This is a genomic window from Achromobacter ruhlandii (assembly GCF_902859695.1).
In the GTDB taxonomy this organism is placed as follows: Bacteria; Pseudomonadota; Gammaproteobacteria; order Burkholderiales; family Burkholderiaceae_B; genus Achromobacter; species Achromobacter ruhlandii.
The window spans coordinates 91,283-110,151 of record NZ_CADIJL010000012.1 but is presented as its reverse complement, the minus strand read 5'-3'; the positions used below and the strand labels follow the sequence as shown (position 1 = coordinate 110,151).

Annotated in this window: 15 protein-coding genes; 14 read left to right on the top strand and 1 reads right to left on the bottom strand. The window is 67.5% G+C overall.

The window, feature by feature from the left end:
• Positions 1-35 precede the first annotated feature (35 nt).
• Both recA and recX read left to right on the top strand, forming a co-directional pair.
• Positions 36-1,100, top strand: coding sequence for a recombinase RecA (recA, locus tag HV742_RS16620; RefSeq protein WP_054417614.1), 1,065 nt, complete (start codon positions 36-38; stop codon positions 1,098-1,100).
• Between the two features lie 101 nt (positions 1,101-1,201).
• A complete protein-coding gene (recX, locus tag HV742_RS16615) occupies positions 1,202-1,939 on the top strand; it encodes a recombination regulator RecX (RefSeq protein WP_175145918.1) in 738 nt (245 codons plus the stop codon).
• Positions 1,940-1,997: 58 nt separating this feature from the next.
• On the opposite strand, the gene HV742_RS16610 is transcribed toward recX, so the two are convergent.
• Entirely contained in the window at positions 1,998-2,915 is a 918-nt protein-coding gene (locus tag HV742_RS16610) for a LysR family transcriptional regulator (RefSeq protein WP_049072468.1), read from the bottom strand.
• Positions 2,916-3,096: 181 nt separating this feature from the next.
• Between HV742_RS16610 and metE the strand changes: the two genes are divergently transcribed.
• From metE to HV742_RS16555, 12 genes are all read left to right on the top strand, one after another.
• Entirely contained in the window at positions 3,097-5,394 is a 2,298-nt protein-coding gene (gene metE / locus HV742_RS16605) for a 5-methyltetrahydropteroyltriglutamate--homocysteine S-methyltransferase (RefSeq protein WP_175145917.1), read from the top strand.
• 166 nt (positions 5,395-5,560) lie between these two features.
• The gene (locus HV742_RS16600; RefSeq protein ID WP_175145916.1) at positions 5,561-9,532 is read left to right on the top strand and encodes a Pls/PosA family non-ribosomal peptide synthetase; all 3,972 of its coding nucleotides are present in this window, start codon (positions 5,561-5,563) and stop codon (positions 9,530-9,532) included.
• 142 nt (positions 9,533-9,674) lie between these two features.
• On the top strand, positions 9,675-10,277 hold the full coding sequence (locus tag HV742_RS16595; protein WP_049072472.1) for a DUF2889 domain-containing protein: 603 nt from the start codon (positions 9,675-9,677) through the stop codon (positions 10,275-10,277).
• A 10-nt stretch (positions 10,278-10,287) separates the two neighbouring features.
• Positions 10,288-11,448 (top strand): ADP-forming succinate--CoA ligase subunit beta, encoded by a 1,161-nt coding sequence (sucC, locus tag HV742_RS16590; RefSeq protein ID WP_006388409.1) that lies wholly within the window; start codon positions 10,288-10,290, stop codon positions 11,446-11,448.
• 25 nt (positions 11,449-11,473) lie between these two features.
• Positions 11,474-12,355 carry a succinate--CoA ligase subunit alpha gene (gene sucD / locus HV742_RS16585; RefSeq protein WP_006388410.1) on the top strand — a complete coding sequence of 294 codons (882 nt, stop codon included), beginning with the start codon at positions 11,474-11,476 and terminating at the stop codon, positions 12,353-12,355.
• Positions 12,356-12,602: 247 nt separating this feature from the next.
• Positions 12,603-13,301 (top strand): TerC family protein, encoded by a 699-nt coding sequence (locus tag HV742_RS16580; protein ID WP_175145915.1) that lies wholly within the window; start codon positions 12,603-12,605, stop codon positions 13,299-13,301.
• A gap of 104 nt (positions 13,302-13,405) precedes the next feature.
• Positions 13,406-14,125: a TerC family protein gene (locus HV742_RS16575; RefSeq protein WP_049072474.1), complete on the top strand. Its 720-nt coding sequence runs from the start codon at positions 13,406-13,408 to the stop codon at positions 14,123-14,125.
• Entirely contained in the window at positions 14,112-14,234 is a 123-nt protein-coding gene (locus HV742_RS32460) for a hypothetical protein (RefSeq protein WP_049072475.1), read from the top strand. The genes HV742_RS16575 and HV742_RS32460 overlap by 14 nt, the downstream gene beginning before the upstream one ends.
• Positions 14,235-14,243: 9 nt before the next feature.
• Positions 14,244-15,188 (top strand): hydroxymethylbilane synthase, encoded by a 945-nt coding sequence (gene hemC / locus HV742_RS16570; RefSeq protein WP_049072477.1) that lies wholly within the window; start codon positions 14,244-14,246, stop codon positions 15,186-15,188.
• The gene (locus tag HV742_RS16565; RefSeq protein ID WP_175145914.1) at positions 15,188-16,000 is read left to right on the top strand and encodes a uroporphyrinogen-III synthase; all 813 of its coding nucleotides are present in this window, start codon (positions 15,188-15,190) and stop codon (positions 15,998-16,000) included. The genes hemC and HV742_RS16565 overlap by 1 nt, the downstream gene beginning before the upstream one ends.
• Before the next feature lie 37 nt (positions 16,001-16,037).
• A complete protein-coding gene (locus HV742_RS16560) occupies positions 16,038-17,231 on the top strand; it encodes a uroporphyrinogen-III C-methyltransferase (RefSeq protein ID WP_049077585.1) in 1,194 nt (397 codons plus the stop codon).
• A 5-nt stretch (positions 17,232-17,236) separates the two neighbouring features.
• Entirely contained in the window at positions 17,237-18,856 is a 1,620-nt protein-coding gene (locus tag HV742_RS16555; protein ID WP_054417619.1) for a heme biosynthesis HemY N-terminal domain-containing protein, read from the top strand.
• Positions 18,857-18,869 lie beyond the last annotated feature (13 nt).

Genomic DNA, 18,869 nt, shown 5'->3' with positions numbered 1-18,869 from the left:
GATACGTTACAGACCCAGACCTGACAGGACACTACATGGACGACAAAACCACCAAGGCCGCCGCTTCGGAAAAAGCCAAGGCGCTGGCCGCCGCGCTCTCGCAGATCGAAAAGCAGTTCGGCAAGGGCTCGATCATGCGCTACGGCGACAACGAGGTCTCGCATGACATCCAGGTGGTGTCGACCGGCTCGCTGGGCCTGGACATCGCGCTGGGCGTCGGCGGCCTGCCGCGCGGCCGCGTGGTGGAAATCTACGGTCCGGAATCCTCGGGCAAGACCACCCTGACCCTGCAGGTCGTGGCCGAAATGCAGAAGCTGGGCGGCACCTGCGCCTTCGTCGACGCCGAACACGCGCTGGACGTGCAGTACGCCTCGAAGCTGGGCGTCAACCTGGCCGACCTGCTGATCTCGCAGCCGGACACGGGCGAGCAGGCGCTGGAAATCACCGACGCGCTGGTGCGCTCGGGCTCGGTCGACCTGATCGTGGTCGACTCGGTCGCGGCGCTGGTGCCCAAGGCCGAAATCGAAGGCGAAATGGGCGATTCGCTGCCCGGCCTGCAGGCCCGCCTGATGAGCCAGGCGCTGCGCAAGCTGACCGCCACCATCAAGAAGACCAACTGCATGGTCATCTTCATCAACCAGATCCGCATGAAGATCGGCGTGATGTTCGGCAACCCCGAAACCACCACCGGCGGCAATGCGCTCAAGTTCTACGCCTCGGTGCGCCTGGACATCCGCCGCATCGGCTCGATCAAGAAGGGCGACGAGGTGGTCGGCAACGAAACCCGCGTCAAGGTGGTCAAGAACAAGGTCGCGCCCCCGTTCAAGCAGGCCGAGTTCGACATCATGTACGGCGCCGGCATCTCGCGTGAAGGCGAAATCATCGACCTGGGCGTGGCCGCCAATGTGGTGGACAAGTCCGGCGCCTGGTACAGCTACAACGGCAACCGCATCGGCCAGGGCAAGGACAATGTCCGCGAATACTTGAAGGAACACAAGGAACTGGCCATCGAGATCGAGAACCGGGTCCGCGAGAACCAGGGCATCGTCAGCCGCGCCGCGGAATTCGTGCCCACCGCTGAAGACGACAGCGACGAGTAATCGCGTCGTCGCGTCATCGGATAGCGCCGGGCTCGCCAGCCCGGCCGCCAGCGGCAGGCTCCCTTACCGGGAGACCTGCCGCTGGCACATAGAGGAAGCGCATGAGCTGGAAACCGCCCGTCACGTCCGCTGATCGCCTGCGCGCCAGGCTGGACGATGAATTCGAGACCGTGGCCAAGCCCGAGGGGCTGCGCCGCACGTCTGACCTGCGGCGGGCTGCCGAAGCCTCCGCGGCGGCCGGCCAGGATCCCGAGGGCGCGAGCGCCCCGGCGTCGCAGTGGCAGCGCAGCTCCGAACGGCGCGCGGCCAGCGGACGCGGCCGGCGTGGCAAGGACGGCGAGGGCGATGACACGGGCGAGGGCGCGCGGACATCCGAAGACAAGCCCCGCACGCCTCCCAAGGGGCCGTCGCTGAAAATGCGCGCGGTGGGTTATCTGTCGCGACGCGAGCATGCCCGCGATGAGCTGGCGCGCAAACTCGCGCCCCATGCCGAAGACCCCGATGAGGTCGAACGCGTGCTGGACGCGCTGGAAAAGGAAGGCTGGCTGTCGACCGAGCGTTTTGCGCAAAGCCTGGTGCATCGCCGCGCGTCGCGCCAGGGGGCGGCCCGCATCGTGCAGGAATTGCGCCAGCACGGCGTGGATGACGCCCAGGTGTCCGAGCTGCGCGAGCAATTGCGCGCCACCGAATACGAGCGCGCGCTCGAGGTCTGGCAGAAACGCTTCGGCGCCAGGCCCGAGGACCGCGCCGCCTATGCCAAGCAGGCGCGCTTCCTGGCCAGCCGCGGCTTTGCGCACGACGTCATCCGCCGCATCCTGGGCGCCCGCGACGACGACTGAGCGGGCCGCGCGGCGAAGGCCGGTGCCGGCCCGCCCTTGCCCATTTTTCCTGTTTTTCCTATTTCGCCGACTTGATGCCGGTCAGCGTCTTGAAGCAGACATCGCGCGTCAGCGTCAGGAATTCGTCGATGTACGAGGCGTCGGTGTCCTCGCTGCGCACCGTCGCGTACAAGGTGCGCCACACGCCTTGCGGCCCCAGCCGGCACTGGCGCAGCCAACCCTGGTTCATGTATTCGGTGAGTGCCCAGTTGGGCAGGGCGGCCACGCCGCGGTTGCTGGCCACCAGCTGCGCGATGATGGGCGTCAGCTCCGCCTTGCGGATGGCGGCCGGTTCGACGTCGGCGGGGTCCAGGAAGGCCGTGAAGATATCCAGACGCTGCTTGTCCACCGGGTACGTGATGAGCGTCTGGTCGGCCAGTTGATCCGGCATGACGAACTTGCTGCCGGCCAGCGGATTCGATTCGGACACGGCCAGCACCAGTTCGTACTTGAACAGCGGCAGGTATTCGACGGCGTCCAGTTGCTGCGGGTCGGACGTGATGACCAGGTCCAGGTCGCCGCGCACCAGCGCGGGCAGGGGCGCGAAGGAGAACGCCGCCGACAGGTCCAGCGCCACGTCGGGCCATTGCGCGCGGAATGCGTCCAGCGACGGCATTAACCATTGGAAGCAGGAATGGCAATCGATCGCCAGGTGCAGCCGGCCGGTGCGGCCGGCGGCCAGCCGCTGCAATTCCCTTTCGGTGGCGCGCATGCGCGGCAGCACCTCGTCGGCCAGGGCCAGCACGCGCAGGCCCGCGGTGGTCAGGCGCGCGGGCCGGGTGCGGCGGTTCAGCAGCGGCGTGCCGAGCCGGGTCTCCAGGTCGCGCAACTGGTGCGACAGGGCCGACTGGGTCAGGTGCAGGCGATCGGCTGCTTCCTGCAGGCTGCCGCCTTCACGGATGGCGGTCAGGGTTTCGAGATGGCGGATTTCCAGCATGGGAGGGCGATAGGAAAGGCAGACCGGCACGGTCGGGGCTGGCCACGGAGGTGGGCGGCAATGAGCTTATATTTTATGAGGTTTTTTCATCTTATAAATGTAGACATTGATTTTGATTCATTTTTGTTTGGCTTCAGAATAGCTGGCACTTGAATAAATTTTGTCTGATGACGGGATTGCCATGACTACGATTCATAATTTGGGGTTTCCCCGCATTGGGGCCCAGCGGGAACTGAAGCGCGCCGTCGAAGCCTATTGGGCGGGCAAGCAGACTGGCGAGGCTTTGGAACAGACGGGCCGCGAGTTGCGCGCCCGGCACTGGAAGGTGCAGGCCGACGCTGGCGTCAAGTTCGTGCCCGTGGGCGATTTCGCCTGGTACGACCAGATCCTGGAATGGACCACGCTGCTGGGCGCCGTGCCGGCGCGTTTCGGCCAGAAGGACAACGAGCCGGTCTCGCTGGACACGCTGTTCCGCATGGGACGCGGCCGCGCCCCGTCGGGCAAGCCCGCCGCCGCCTGCGAAATGACCAAGTGGTTCGACACCAATTACCACTACATCGTGCCGGAGCTGGTGCCTGGCCAGACCTTCCGTATTGCGCGTGAATCGCTGTTCGAGCAGGTCCAGGAAGCGCAGGCGCTGGGCCACGCCGTCAAGCCGGTGATCCCGGGGCCGCTGACCTGGCTGTTCCAGGGCAAGGGCGACGCTTTCGGCGAGGGCGCGGCCGATGCGGCCAAGCTGCAACTGCTGGCCAACCTCGTGCCCGTGTACGAAGAAGTGCTGGCGCGCTTGGCCAAGCTGGGCGTGGAGTGGGTGCAGATCGACGAACCGATCCTGGTGCTGGACCTGCCGCAAGCCTGGCGCGACGCCTTCAAGCAGGTGTACGCCACGCTGTCGGCCAGCCCGGTCAAGCTGCTGATCGCCACCTATTTCGACGGCCTCAAGGACAACCTGGGCACGGCGCTGGGCCTGCCGGTGGCCGGCCTGCACGTGGACCTGGTGCGCGCGCCCGGGCAACTGACCGAGGTGTTGGCCGGCCTGGGCGCCGACAAGGTGCTGTCCGCCGGTATCATCAATGGCCGCAACATCTGGCGCACCGACCTGGACGCCGCCCTCGCCACGCTGGCGCCGGTCAGGCAGCAACTGGGCGAACGCCTGTGGCTGGCGCCGTCGTGCTCGCTGCTGCACGTGCCGGTGGATCTGGCCAACGAAACCGAGCTGGACGCCGAACTCAAGAGCTGGCTGTCTTTCGCGGCGCAGAAGCTGGAAGAACTGAGCCTGCTGGGCCGCGCGCTGGACGGCGTGGCCGATGCCGGCGTGCAGGAGGGTCTGGCCAGGCAGCGCGCGGCCCTGGCCGCGCGCCGCGCGTCGACCCGCATCCACAACCCCGCCGTGGCGCAGCGCATGGCGGCCTCGGCCAGCGTGTCGCGCGACCGCGCGCCGTTCGCCGGCCGCATCGCGCGCCAGCAGCAAGAGCTGGGCCTGCCGGCCTATCCCACCACCACCATCGGTTCCTTCCCGCAGACCGCCGAGATCCGCGCGCTGCGCCGCGACTGGAAGTCGGGCGCGCTGACGGACGCGGGCTACGAGACCGCCATCCGCAAGGAAATCGAGGAGGTGATCCGCTTCCAGGAAAAGGTCGGCCTGGACGTGCTGGTGCACGGCGAACCCGAGCGCAACGACATGGTGGAATACTTTGGCGAGCTGCTGGCCGGCTTCGCCTTCACCAAGAATGGCTGGGTGCAGAGCTACGGCTCGCGCTGCGTCAAGCCGCCGATCATCTTCGGCGACGTGGCCCGGCCCGCGCCGATGACGGTGGGCTGGTCCTCGTACGCCCAGTCGCTGACCGACAAGCCGGTCAAGGGCATGCTGACCGGGCCGGTCACCATTCTGCAGTGGTCGTTCGTGCGCGACGACCAGCCGCGTGAACAGACCTGCCGCCAGCTGGCGCTGGCGCTGCGCGACGAGGTGGTGGACCTGGAGGCCGCCGGCATCAGCGTCATCCAGATCGACGAACCGGCCATTCGCGAAGGCTTGCCGCTGCGCCGCGCCGACTGGCAGGCGTACCTGGACTGGGCGGTGGACTGCTTCCGCCTGGCGACCGCCGGCGTGCGCGACGAGACGCAGATCCACACGCACATGTGCTATTCGGAGTTCAACGACATCATCGAATCGATCGCCGCCATGGACGCGGACGTGATCACGATCGAAACGTCGCGCTCCAACATGGAGTTGCTCAAGGCGTTCGAGGACTTCCGCTATCCGAACGACATCGGCCCGGGCGTCTATGACATCCACTCGCCCAACGTGCCGGAGGTGGACTGGATGGTCGGCCTGATGCGCAAAGCCGCCGCCCGTCTGCCCAAGGAGCGCCTGTGGGTGAACCCGGATTGCGGCCTGAAGACCCGCGCCTGGCCGGAAACCGAAGCGGCGCTGATCGGCATGGTGCAAGCCGCCCGCGCGCTGCGCGAGGCCGCCTGACGCGAGGCGGCCGGCCGGTCGGGCGTTTGCCCGGGCCGGCAATCCGGAACCCCTGTGTTGCGTGCGGGATGCACACCACAGGGGTTTTTTGCGTCCGGGCTTGAACGATTTCGCGCCTTGTGGGTCAATACGCAAACATCCCTTCTGCCGGATTGTCGCCGTACCTATGATTCTCCAAGGCCCCTATCGGCCGGATCTGCTCCGAGCGGAGACGCTGCCCGATATTCTGGAAGCCACGATCCTGCGGTATCCCGCCGCCATCGCCATTCATTGGCTGGATCAATCCCTGACTTACGAGGCGCTCGGGCGCCGTGCCGACCTGGCGGCGCACCACCTGATCGAGGCTGGCGTGCGTCCCGGCGATATCGTCGGCCTGTGCCTGCCGCGCGGCGACGATCTGCTGGTGATGCAGGCCGCCATCGCCAAGGCGGGCGCGGCCTGGCTGCCGTTCGAATCCGACACGCCGCCCGACCGCATGCTGGTTTGCCTGCAGGACGCCGGCGCGCGCGGGCTGGTGGCCGGCGGCGAGGTGCAACTGGACGGCATGATCACCTGGACCACCTGGCAGTTGTCGGTGCCGGTCGAGGGGGCGCTGCGCCGGCGCGACGGCCTGCTGCCGGAACATCCGGCCTACGTCATCTATACCTCGGGATCCACCGGCAAGCCCAAGGGCGTGCCGATCAGCCAGGCCAGCATCTGCCATTTCCTGCGCAGCGAGAACGAAGTGCTGGGCGTGCGCCATGGCGACAAGGTCTACCAGGGTTTCTCGGTCGCCTTCGACATGTCGTTCGAGGAAATCTGGATCAGCTACCTGGTCGGCGCCACGCTCTGGGTGGCGCCCAAGATGCTGACCACCGATCCCGAGGCGCTGCCCGACGCGCTGGTGCGCGAGGGCGTGACGGTGCTGCACGCGGTGCCGACACTGCTGGCGCTGTTCGCGCGCGACGTGCCTGGCCTGCGCATCGTCAACCTGGGCGGCGAGATGTGCCCGGAGTTCCTGGTGCAGCGCTGGGCCACGCCCGGACGGCGCCTGTTCAATACCTATGGTCCCACCGAGACCACCGTATCGGCCAGCCTGGCAGAGCTGCTGCCGGGCCAGCCCGTGACCATCGGCACGCCGCTGCCCAACTACGGCATGCTGATCCGCGGCGAGGACGGCGCCGTGCTGCCGCAGGGCCAGACCGGCGAGCTCTGTATCACCGGCCCCGGCGTGGCCGGCGGCTATCTGGGGCGGCCCGAACTGACGGCCGAGAAGTTCCTGACCAATCCGCGCCCTAGCGGCGAACATGACACCCGCATGTACCGCAGCGGCGATCTGGCGCGCATCGACGAGAATGGCCAGATCCAGTGCCTGGGCCGCAGCGATGACCAGGTCAAGGTGCGTGGCTTTCGCGTCGAGCTGGGCGAGATCGAAGCCGCGCTGTACCGGCAGGCCGGCGTCGGCGCGGCCGCCGTGGTGCTGCGCGACCTGGCGGGCATCGACCAACTGGTGGCGTTCCTGACGCCGGAAGGCGATGCCCGGCTCGACCCGCACACGCTGCGCGCGGCATTGGCGGCCGAACTGCCCGCCTACATGATTCCGGCCCGATTCGAGCTGGTGGCCGAAGTGCCGCGCCTGACCTCGGGCAAGATCGACCGCAAGGCCCTGAAGGCGCGCGAACTGGCCACCGCGTCCGAGCCCAGCGGCGAGGACGACACCCCGGTCTCGCCCGCCGAACACGCCTTGTTCGAGGCGCTGCGGCCGCTGTTCCCGGGGCAGCCGCTGCGGCTGGCGAGCGATTTCTTCCGCGACCTGGGCGGCCATTCGCTGCTGGCGGCGCGGCTGGTGTCCTCGCTGCGCAAGCATCCACAGTTTTCCGCGCTGACCATGCACGAGCTCTACCAGCATTCCGTGCTGGGCGCGCTGGCGGCGCGGCTCGACGCGCTGGCGGCCGAATCGGCGGCCGCGGCGGCGCCGGCGCAACAGGCGCCGATCGAACGCGCGCCCGAATGGCGCCGCTGGACCTGTGGCCTGGCGCAACTGGCGGTGCTGCCGCTGTTGATCGGCGTGCGCATGCTGATCTGGCTGACGCCGTTCTTCACCTATCACTACTTTACTGGCGACGAGGGGGATTCGGTGTGGCGCGCGGTGGCCCTGTCAATCGCCAGCTACCTGGCCTGCAACCTGCTCAGCTTCGGCGTCGCGGTGGTCTGTAAGTGGGGCATCCTGGGCCGGCTCAAGGCGGGCCGCTATCCGCTCTATGGCTGGACCTTCTACCGCTGGTGGCTGGTCGACCGCATCCTCGATATCCCGCCCGCGTACCTGCTGGCGGGCTCGCCGCTGCAGGCCTGGTACCTGCGGGCGCTGGGCGCGCGCATCGGCCGCGATGCCGCCATCAGCCGCATTTCGGTGCGCGCCCCCGACCTGCTGACGGTGGGCGATGGCGCCAGCATCGGCGCCGCGGTGAACCTGGAGAACTTCGAGGTGCGCGGCGCGCATTGGGAAGTCGCGCCCATCACGCTGGGCGAGAATGCCTACATCGGCTCCTACGCGGTGGTGCAGGGCGATGTCGTGATCGAGGCCGACGGCCGGCTGGAAGGGCTGTCGTCGCTGCCCGCGGGGGCCCGCATTGGCGCCGGCGAGATTTGGACCGGCGCCCCGGCGCGCCACGACCCGCAGGCGCGGGCCCCAGAATTGCCCGAGCGCCCGGCGCGGGAAGGCCGCTGGGCGCGGCTCGACATGCTGGCCTATGCGGCCGGCGGCACGCTGATCGCGGCGCTGTTCTTCATGCCGGTGTTCCCGAGCTTCGTGCTGATCGACTGGATCGACGCTCGCTGGCTCGACCTGATGGGGTCGCGCGTATCCTGGCCGTACGCGTTCCTGGTCTACCTGTTGCTGGCGCTGCCGGCCAGCGCCTTGCTGCTGTTCCTGACGGTGCTGGTGTCCGCCCTGTTGCGCTGGACCTTGCTGCCGCGTCTGGCCAGCGGCCGATGGCCGGTGTATGGCCAGATCTACCTGCGGCGCTGGCTGACCAACCAGATCCAGGAGTCCAGCCTGAGCGTGCTGCACGGGCTGTACGCATCGATCTACGCCGGCACCTGGTACCGCCTGCTGGGCGCCAAGGTCGGGCGCGGCACCGAGATATCGACCGCGATGGGCATCGTGCCGGACATGTTGACGCTGGGCCGCGACAGTTTCATCGCCGACGGCGTGATGCTGGGCGACGAGGAAGTCGATCGCGGCTGGATGACCATGCGGCCCACCGTCATCGGCAACCGCAGCTTTGTCGGCAACGGCGCCTATGTGCCGGACGGCTCGGTGCTGCCCGACGACGTGCTGATCGGCGTGCAGAGCCGGGCGCCGGCCAACGCCCGCATGGCCAGCGGCCAGACCTGGCTCGGCAATCCGCCGCTGGCGCTGCCGGCGCGCGAACAGGCGGCCGGCTTTCCCGAGCACCTGACTTTCCGCCCGAGCCTGGGCCGCAAGGTGGCGCGCGGCGCGGTCGAGCTGATGCGCATGATCCTGCCGCTGGCGGTGGTGATCGCGGTGGGTTACCTGACGGTCATGAAAGTCATCCCGATCGCGGTGCGCGACGGTTTCGTGGCGGCGTTCGACGAGCTGATGCTGGCGGGCGTGCTGTACGGGGTGGGCACCTTCCTGTTCCTGATCCTGCTGAAGTGGCTGCTGATCGGCCGTTACCGGCCGCGCGCCGAGCCCATGTGGACGCCGTTCGTCTGGAAGAGCGAGGCTGTCACCAGCCTGTACGAATCCATCGCGGTGCCCAACTTCTTCAACTTCCTGCGCGCCACGCCCTGGCTGCCGTTGGCCCTGCGCTGCATGGGCGCGCGCATCGGCAAACGTGTGTTCATGGATACCACCGACGTCACCGAGTACGACTGCGTATCAATTGGGGACGATTCTGTCATGCACGCCTGGTCGGGGCCTCAGACGCACCTGTTCGAGGACCGCGTCATGAAAATCGGGCCGGTGCGGATCGGCAATGGCGTCAACGTCGGCCCGCGCAGCACCATCCTGTACGACACCCGGGTCGAGGACGGCGCCCGCCTGGGGCCGCTGACCCTGGTGCTCAAGGGAGAGAGCATTCCGGCCGGGCAGGCCTGGATGGGCAGCCCGGCCACGCCGTGGACGCGGCGCTGAGCCGGCGGACGCCCGCCCGCCGGCCGCCGGGGCGGGCGCGGCGCGCATTTTGACGGTCGGGGCAGGGCGGGCTGCGCTATACTTTGAAGGTTTTGTTGCCGCGCACCATGCGCCGGCCGTCTCTGCCCCGCAGGCCCCAAGCATGCCCTTGCCACCGCCGGATTGTCCTCGCCAGCCGCTGCACACGCGTTCCATACGCGTGCAGTCGTATGCGCGCGATGACGGCAACTGGGACCTGGAAGCCGAGCTCATCGACGTCAAGGCGTACGATTTTCCCAAGCGCGACGGCGAGATGTTCAAGGCGGGGCAACCCATCCACCATATGCACCTGCGCATCACCATCGATGGCGATTTCACCATCGTGGCCGCGCGGGCCGTCTATGATGCCGCTCCCTACGGCGAGCACTGCATGGCCATCGAATCCGCCTACGCTGACCTGGTCGGCATGAACCTGCTCAAGGGGTTCCGCCGTCAGGTCAAGGAGCGCTTCGGCCATGTCGAGGGCTGTACGCACATGACCGAGCTGTCGCAGGTGCTTCCCACCGCGGCGGTGCAGACCATGGCCAACCGCCGACGGCAGGAAAGCAACCCGAACCGGCGTCCATTCCAACTGGACGGCTGTCATGCCCTGAGCACCGACGGCCCGGTGGTGGCTGAGCACTATCCCAAGTGGTACACCGGGGGTAGCGCTGAGGCATCGGCCGATTCGACCTCCGATTCACCTTCTCTTTCTCATACGTCCTGACAGGTAACACATGAAAATCCACGAGTATCAAGGCAAGGAACTGCTGAAGCAATTTGGCATCCCGGTGCCGCGCGGGATTCCCGCTCTTTCCGTCGACGAGGCCGTGGCTGCCGCTGAAAAGCTGGGTGGACCGGTCTGGGTCGTCAAGGCACAGATCCACGCGGGCGGCCGCGGCAAGGGCGGCGGCGTGAAGCTGGCGCGCTCGCTGGACGACGTGCGCAAGCTCGCCTCCGAAATCCTGGGCATGCAGCTGGTCACGCACCAGACCGGCCCGGAAGGCCAGAAGGTCCGCCGCCTGTACATCGAAGACGGCGCCGACATCCAGAAGGAATACTACGTGTCGCTGGTCACCGACCGCGCCACCCAGAAGGTCGCCTTCATCGCCTCCAGCGAAGGCGGCATGGACATCGAGGAAGTGGCTCACTCCACTCCCGAGAAGATCGTCACCGAATACATCGATCCGCTGACCGGCCTGTCGGCCGAGCAAGCCACCAAGATCGCCAACGCGATCGGCCTGCCCGCCGACTCGACCGCCCAGGCCGTGGACGTGTTCCAGAAGCTCTACAAGTGCTACATGGACACCGACGCCTCGCTGGTCGAAATCAACCCGCTGAACCGTGACAGCAAGGGCAACATCATCGCCCTGGACGCCAAGTTCAACTTCGACTCCAACGCCCTGTTCCGTCACCCGGAAATCGTTGCCTACCGCGACCTGGACGAAGAAGATCCGGCTGAAATCGAAGCCTCGAAGTTCGACCTGGCCTACATCCAGCTCGACGGCAACATCGGCTGCCTGGTGAACGGCGCCGGCCTGGCCATGGCCACCATGGACACCATCAAGCTGTTCGGCGGCGAGCCGGCCAACTTCCTGGACGTCGGCGGCGGCGCCACGGCCGAGAAGGTCACGGAAGCCTTCAAGATCATGCTCAAGAACAAGAGCGTGAAGGCCATCCTGGTCAACATCTTCGGCGGCATCATGCGCTGCGACGTCATCGCCGAAGGCGTGATCGCCGCTTGCAAGGCCGTCAACCTGAACGTGCCGCTGGTCGTGCGCATGAAGGGCACCAACGAAGAACTCGGCAAGAAGATGCTGGCCGAGTCGGGCCTGCCGATCATCAGCGCCGACACGATGGCCGAAGCCGCCACCCGCGTCGTCGCCGCCGTCAAGTAAAGAGAAAAAATCCAAGGATTCACAAATGTCGATTCTGATCAACAAGGACACCAAGGTCATCACCCAGGGCATCACGGGCAAGACCGGTCAGTTCCACACTCGCATGTGCCGCGAGTACGCCAATGGCAAAGCCGCCTTCGTGGCCGGCGTGAACCCCAAGAAGGCCGGTGAGGACTTCGAAGGCGTGCCGATCTTCGCGTCGGTCAAGGACGCCAAGGCCGACACCGGCGCCACCGTGTCGGTCATCTACGTGCCGCCCGCCGGCGCTGCCGCCGCCATCTGGGAAGCCGTCGAGGCCGAGCTGGATCTGGTGATCTGCATCACCGAAGGCATCCCGGTCCGTGACATGCTGGAAGTCAAGAACCGCATGAAGGCCAAGGGCAGCAAGACGCTGCTGCTGGGCCCGAACTGCCCCGGCCTGATCACCCCGGACGAAATCAAGATCGGCATCATGCCCGGTCACATCCACCGCAAGGGCCGCATCGGCATCGTCAGCCGCTCGGGCACCCTGACGTACGAAGCCGTGGCGCAAGTCACCGAGCTGGGCCTGGGTCAATCCAGCGCCGTCGGCATCGGTGGCGACCCCATCAACGGCCTCAAGCACGTCGACGTCCTGAAGATGTTCAATGACGATCCCGACACCGACGCCGTCATCATGATCGGCGAGATCGGCGGTCCGGACGAAGTCAACGCCGCCCAGTGGGCCAAGGACAACATGAAGAAGCCGGTCGTCGGCTTCATCGCCGGTGTCACCGCCCCTCCCGGAAAGCGCATGGGCCACGCCGGCGCGCTGATCTCCGGCGGCGCCGACACGGCCGACGCCAAGCTGGAAGTCATGGAAGCCTGCGGCATCCGCACCACGCGCAACCCCTCCGAAATGGGCAAGCTGCTCAAGTCGGTGCTGTAAGGTTGTGTGCATGAAGAAGGCCCGCCTTGGCGGGCCTTTTTTTCGTTCCAGCCTAGGGAAATCCCGCGTCCATGATGCGGCCGGCGAAACATACGGAAAGCTGAACGAAACTATAATGAAAGAAATTCTGCACGTACCCAGCAAGAATGCCGTCGGGCTCGCACCAAGACGGTCAGTACGTCTTTTTGTCTTTTCCACCCATTCATTTGGTTTGTCCTAGGGGGATCACGTCCTAGGAAAGAGAGGTATGGAACTCAGTTCAGCGGCATTCTGGTTAGCGTTGCTCCAGATCATTTGGGTCAACATTCTGCTGTCGGGCGATAACGCCGTGGTGATTGCGCTGGCCGCGCGCTCGCTGCCGCCGGCGCAGCAAAAGAAAGCGATCGTGATCGGCTCGGCCGCCGCGATCATCATGCGTATCGTGCTGACGCTGGTGGCCGCCAAGCTGCTGATGCTGCCGTGGCTCAAGCTCATCGGCGCACTGCTGCTGGTGTATATCGGCGTGACCCTGTTGCTGCCGGAAGGCGAGGAAGAGGGGGACGGCAAGACCCATGGCAATCTGCTGACCGCAATCCGCACTATCATGATCGCCGACCTGGTCATGAGCCTGGACAATGTGGTGGCCGTGGCTGCCGCGGCGATGGGCGACACCACGCTGCTGGTACTGGGCCTGTCGATCAGTATTCCGCTTGTGATTTTCGGCAGCACGCTGCTGCTCAAGGTCATCGAACGCTTCCCGCTCATCGTCTGGGTGGGCGCGGCGCTGTTGGGCTTCATTGCCGGCGAATTGCTGGTGGGTGATCCCGCCCTGCAGGAGCCGGTGGCGCGCATCGATGCGGCATTGGGCGTGACCCAGCACAGCTTCGCGCTCATGTGCGGCGCGTTGGGCGCGGTGCTGGTCCTGGCGATCGGCAAAGTTTTGCTTCTGCGCCAGAAAGCTGACTGAAAGCTGAACTACAATAATAAGTTGTTCCAAGCCCGCCGCCACGGCGGCGGGCTGGCCGGCACGGGGCCGGCCTTTATTTTGATAAATGCCTTCGGGGGTTCAAATTGCTTGAGTTTTTCCAGACGCTGAGTTGGGCAGCGGTATTCCAGATCATCCTCATCGACATCCTGCTCGGCGGCGACAATGCGGTGGTGATCGCGTTGGCCTGCCGCAACCTGGAGCCCAAGCAGCGCATGCAGGGCATTCTGTGGGGCACCGCCGGCGCCATCCTGCTGCGCGTGGTCCTGATCGCCTTCGCGCTGACCCTGCTGTCGATCCCGTTCCTGAAGGTAGTGGGCGGCCTGCTGCTGGTCTGGATCGGCGTCAAGCTGCTGGTGCCCGAGGATGACGCCCATGGCAATGTGAAGGGCGGCACATCCATCATCGCCGCCATCAAGACCATCATCATCGCCGACTTCGTGATGAGCCTGGACAACGTCATCGCCATCGCCGGCGCGGCCCAGAACGCTCACGCTGATCATCAGATCGGTCTGGTTATCTTCGGCCTGGTCGTGAGCGTGCCCATCATCATCTGGGGCAGCACGCTGGTGCTGAAGCTGATCGACCGCTATCCGCTGGTGGTGACCTTCGGCGCGGCGCTGCTGGGCTGGATCGCGGGCGGCATGCTGGTCACGGACGTGTTTGTCGAAGGTCAATTCGGCGTCCAGCCCACTGCGGTTAAAATCGGCGTAGAAATCTTCGGCGCCTTGCTCGTTGTTGTCCTTGGACGGTGGCTGGCAAGCCGCAAAACCGCCTCCAAGGAATCCGTACATGAGTCTGCGTAGATCCGCCGATCCCCAGCAAACCGAATCAGGCCTGAGCCTCCTGCAGGGCCTGTTCGTGCTGGCCATCCTCGGGGTCGTGGCGACGGTCATCGTCTCAAACTTCGTTTGATGGCGCGACGTGTCGCTACCGCAACGCTTGGTCATCGCGACCCGCGCCAGCCGGCTTGCCCTGTGGCAAGCCGAGCATGTGCGCGATCGGCTGCGCACGCTGTATCCGGCGTGCGCGGTTGAACTCCTCACCCTGACGACCCGAGGCGACCAGATCCTCGACCGCACCCTCTCCAAGGTGGGCGGCAAGGGGCTCTTCGTCAAGGAACTCGAAAACGCCTTGCTCGACGGCCGCGCCGATCTGGCCGTGCATTGTCTGAAGGACATGCCGGTCGATCTGCAGGCGCCGTTCGAGCTGTGCGCCGTCCTCGATCGCGCCGATCCGCGCGATGCCTTCGTCTCCAATCGCCATGCCACGCTGGCCGACCTGCCGGCCGGGGCCGTCGTGGGCACCTCCAGCCTGCGGCGCGAGTCGCAGATCCGCGCGCGCTTTCCGCAACTGGTGGTCAAGCCCCTGCGCGGCAACCTCGACACCCGCCTGGCCAAGCTCGATCGCGATGAATACGATGCGATCGTGCTGGCCGCCGCGGGCTTGAACCGGTTGGGCCTGGCCGACCGCATCCGTTGCCTGCTCGATCCGGCGGATTGCCTGCCTGCGGCCGGGCAGGGCGCGCTGACCATCGAGATCCGCGACGACCGCGACGATCTGCGCGCCTGGCTGGCCCCGCTGAACGATGCGGGCGCCACCTCGATCGCGTTGGCGGAGCGCGCGGTGTCGCGCCGGCTGGGCGGTTCCTGTCAGGTGCCGCTGGCGGCCTACGCCGAAATCGAGGGCGATGGCCTGCACCTGCGCGCGCTGGTGGCCTCGCCCGACGGCACGCGCATGCTGCGCGCCGAAGGCAGTGGCCCGGTGGCCCAGGCGCAGGCGATCGGCGAGGCGGTCGCCGCCGAGCTGTTCGACGCCGGCGCCCAGGCCATTCTCGACGAACTGCTGCAAGACTCCGCGCCCGAGTGATGGACGGGGCCACCGCCCAAGCGCCGCGCGTGGCCGTGCTGACACGGCCCGCCGGTCGCAATGAGGGGCTGGCGGACCGCCTGCGCGGGGCCGGCTGGATGCCCTGCATCCTGCCCGCGCTCGATATCCAGCCTCTGGCCGTCGCCGCGGCCGACTTGCCGCGGCCGGCGGACTACGATCTGGTGGTGTTCGTCAGCGGCAATGCCGCCCGCTTCTATCTCGATCAACTGGCGCGGGCGGACGGCCAGGCGCCCTGGCCGGCGGGCGTGATGGCCGCCACGGTCGGCCCGGCCAGTGCCGCGGGCCTGCGCGAGCTGCCGGCTTTTGGCGCGAATACAACAGTCCTGCATCCCGGCGACCAGGCCGCCAGCCATGATTCGGAGGCGCTCTGGGAGGTGCTTTGCGGCCTGCCACGGCTGCCGGCACGGGTCTTGCTGGTGCGCGGCACGCAGGGGCGCGATTGGCTGGGTGACCGGCTGCAGGCACATGGCGTTGCCGTGACACGTCATGCGGCCTATGTGCGCCGCCCCGCGCAATGGAACGAATCCGCCTTCGCCCCCCTGCGGCGCTGGGCCACGCAGGGCGTGGCCGCCACCTGGCTGATCACGAGCGGCGAGGGCGCCGATGCGGTGGAAGAGCAACTGCGAGGGGCCGGACTGGCCGACTGGTGGGGCCGCTGCGGCTTCGTGGTGACCCATCCTTCACTGGCCCGGCGCCTGCCGCGGCATGCGCCTGACATGGGCCCGCAAGCAATGGTAAAAATCTGCTTGCCCAACGACGAGTCGATTTTCCAGGCTTTTGTTGCTGCTTGATTCGTTGCTTCGGACGGACACCGAATACAATCGCGTCATGACAGACAAGACTCCCGCTACCGATCCGGCCGTTCATGCGGCTGCCCCGGGCGCCAGCGCGCCCGCATCGGCCCCGGCCGATTCCGTCAAGGCCCGTCCGGCCAAGCGCGGCAGTGGCCCTCTGGTCACCGCGCTCATCATCGTCATCCTGCTGGCTGTCGGCCTGGGCTACGCCCTCTGGCAGCAACGCACCCAGTTCGTCGCGGCGGGCCGCGAGGTCGCTTCGCGCCTCGACACGCTGACGGCCGACGTGGCGCAGGCTCGCAAGGACACCCGTGAGGCCCTGGCCCTGGCGCAAGCCCAGGCTGGCCGCCTGGGCGACCTCGAGGAAAGCGTGCGCGAGACCCAGAGCCAGTACAACGCCTTGCAACAGGCCTGGCAGAACTTCAACGACAGCGCCAGCGACGAGCTGCTGGCCAACGACGTCGAGCGCCTGCTCACCATCGGCAGCCAGCAACTGCGCCTGGCCGGCAACGTCTCCAATGCCATCGTCGCGCTGGAAACGGCGCAAGCGCGCCTGGCCCGCGCCGACCGTCCACGCTTCTCCAGCCTGCAACAAGCCATCAATGGCGACCTGGACCGCCTGCGCGCCGTGTCCACCGTGGATATTCCCGCCCAGTCGGCCCGCATCGAGCGCCTGACCGCGCTGGTTGGCAAGGCGCCGCTGCTGGTGCCGGACGCCGCCGCGCCCGGCATCGCGCCCGCCGGCGAGACCCGTCCCGCCACGCCCGCGCCGGTCGCGGTCGATCCGCAGGCGGCGCTGCCCGCCGACGCGCCCTGGTGGCAACGCTGGCGCGCCGAAGTGGCCTCCTGGCCAGGCCGCGCCGGTTCGGCCCTGGCCCATGAGCTGGGCGGGCTGATCACCATCCAGCGCGTCGACGAGCCCGCCGCGCTGCTGCTGTCGCCGGAACAGGCTGACCAGGTGCGTGGCACGCTGCGCCAGCGCCTGCTGACCGTGCAACTGGCCATGCTGATGCGCCAGCCGACGGTCTGGAAGAGCGAACTCGACAATATCGGCGCCACGCTGGCCAAGTATTTCGACAACCGGTCCCCCGACACCGTCGCGGCCCAGAACCTGGCCCGTGAACTGGCGCAGACCGACATCGCCGTGCGCATGCCCGATGTGTCCGACAGCCTGAACGCCGTGGCCGCGTTGCGCGCCGCCGGCTTCAAGACCAGCGACCAGGATTGAGGCCTATGCGTACCTGGTTCTGGACTCTGCTGCTCGCCGTCATCGCCGTCGCCCTGGCGGTGGTGCTGCGTTCCCATTCCGGCAACGTGCTGCTGCTGGTGTGGCCGTGGCGCATCTCGATGTCGCTGACGCTGGCCGTGCTGCTGATCGTGGCCGCCTTCGTGGTGTTGTATGTGGGCCTGCGCCTGCTGGCCTGGCTGCTGGCCATTCCCGACCGTGTCCGCGCCTGGCGCGGCAAGCGCGCCCAGGCGCGCGATCACGAATTGCTCGAGCGCGGCTGGATCGGCCTGCTGGAAGGGCGCTACTCGCACGCCGAGAAGGACCTGACCCGTCTGCTCGAGCAGACCAAGGTGCAGACCCGCCGCGTGCTGGCCGCCTTGTCGGCCGCGCGGGCGGCGCATGGCCTGGGTGAATTCGACCGCCGCGACCGCCTGCTGGCGACCGCGCAGGAACAGGCTGGCACCGATCCCGGCCTGGTCGAAGCCACCGCGACCGTTTCGGCCGACATGCTGCTCGACCAGGGCCGCGCCGAACGCGCCCTGGCCGTGCTGGCGCCGCTTGCCGACGGCGGCGCGCGCCACTTGCACACCATGCGCCTGCTGCTGCGCGCGCACACGGCCCTGCGCCACGACGAGCAGGTCTTCACGCTGGCCCGCGGTTTGTTGCGCCGTAACGCGCTGGCGCGCAGCGAAGGCGACCACCTGATCGACGTGGCCGGCGCCGCGCGCCTGCGGGCGGGCGCCGCCAACGACGCCTGGCGCGCCATCTGGAAGGATCTCAAGGCCGAGGAACGGCTGTTGCCGGAAATCGCGCTGGCCGGCGCTTCCGCCTTCGAGGCGGCGGGCGAGGCCAACGAGGCCGCCAAGGTGCTCGAGGCCGCCATTGCCGTGAAGTTCAATCCCGCCCTGGTGGCGGCCTACGCCCGTTGTGATGCCGCGCAAGTGTCGCGCCGCCTGGCCAAGGCCGAGACCTGGCTGCAGCAGCGCCCGACCGATCCCGACCTGCTGACCGCGCTGGGCATGCTGTGCCTGAATGGCCAGCTGTGGGGGCAGGCCGAACGCTATCTGCTGCGCAGCCTGTCGCGCCGTGGCGATGCCCAGACCCACGCGCTGCTGGGCAGCCTGTACGACCGCCTCGACCGTCCGGCCGATGCGGTGCGCCACTGGCGCCTGGCAACCGCCGCCAGCATGGCGCTGCCGGTGCTGGCCGCCGACGCGGCATTGCCGGCCGCGGATACCGGTTCGGATCCCTACCATCTGGACGCGGAGGGTGGCTACGCGGTGGGCCTGTCGGATGGCGACGCCGAGATCGGCGGCGACTATCCCGCGCTGCCTCCGGCGGTGGCCGCGTCGGCCTCGGACTACGTGCTGGATCCGGATGCCCGGGCCAGCAAGGAGCAGCAGGCCCGCGCGCTGGCGCCCGAGGACGCGCCGGTGGTGGGCGGCACGTCCGACATCGACGAGTATTTCGACAGCGCGCCGATTCCGGCGGCGGCGTTCGACAACCCCGTGCCGACCTACACTCCCGCCGCCCCGGCCGTGCCGCCTGCGCCGGCCACGCCCAAGCCGGCCGCCGTGCCGGTCCCGACCACCAAGCCGCCGTTCAAGGACGACGGCTCGCTTTGATCCTCTTTCAGAC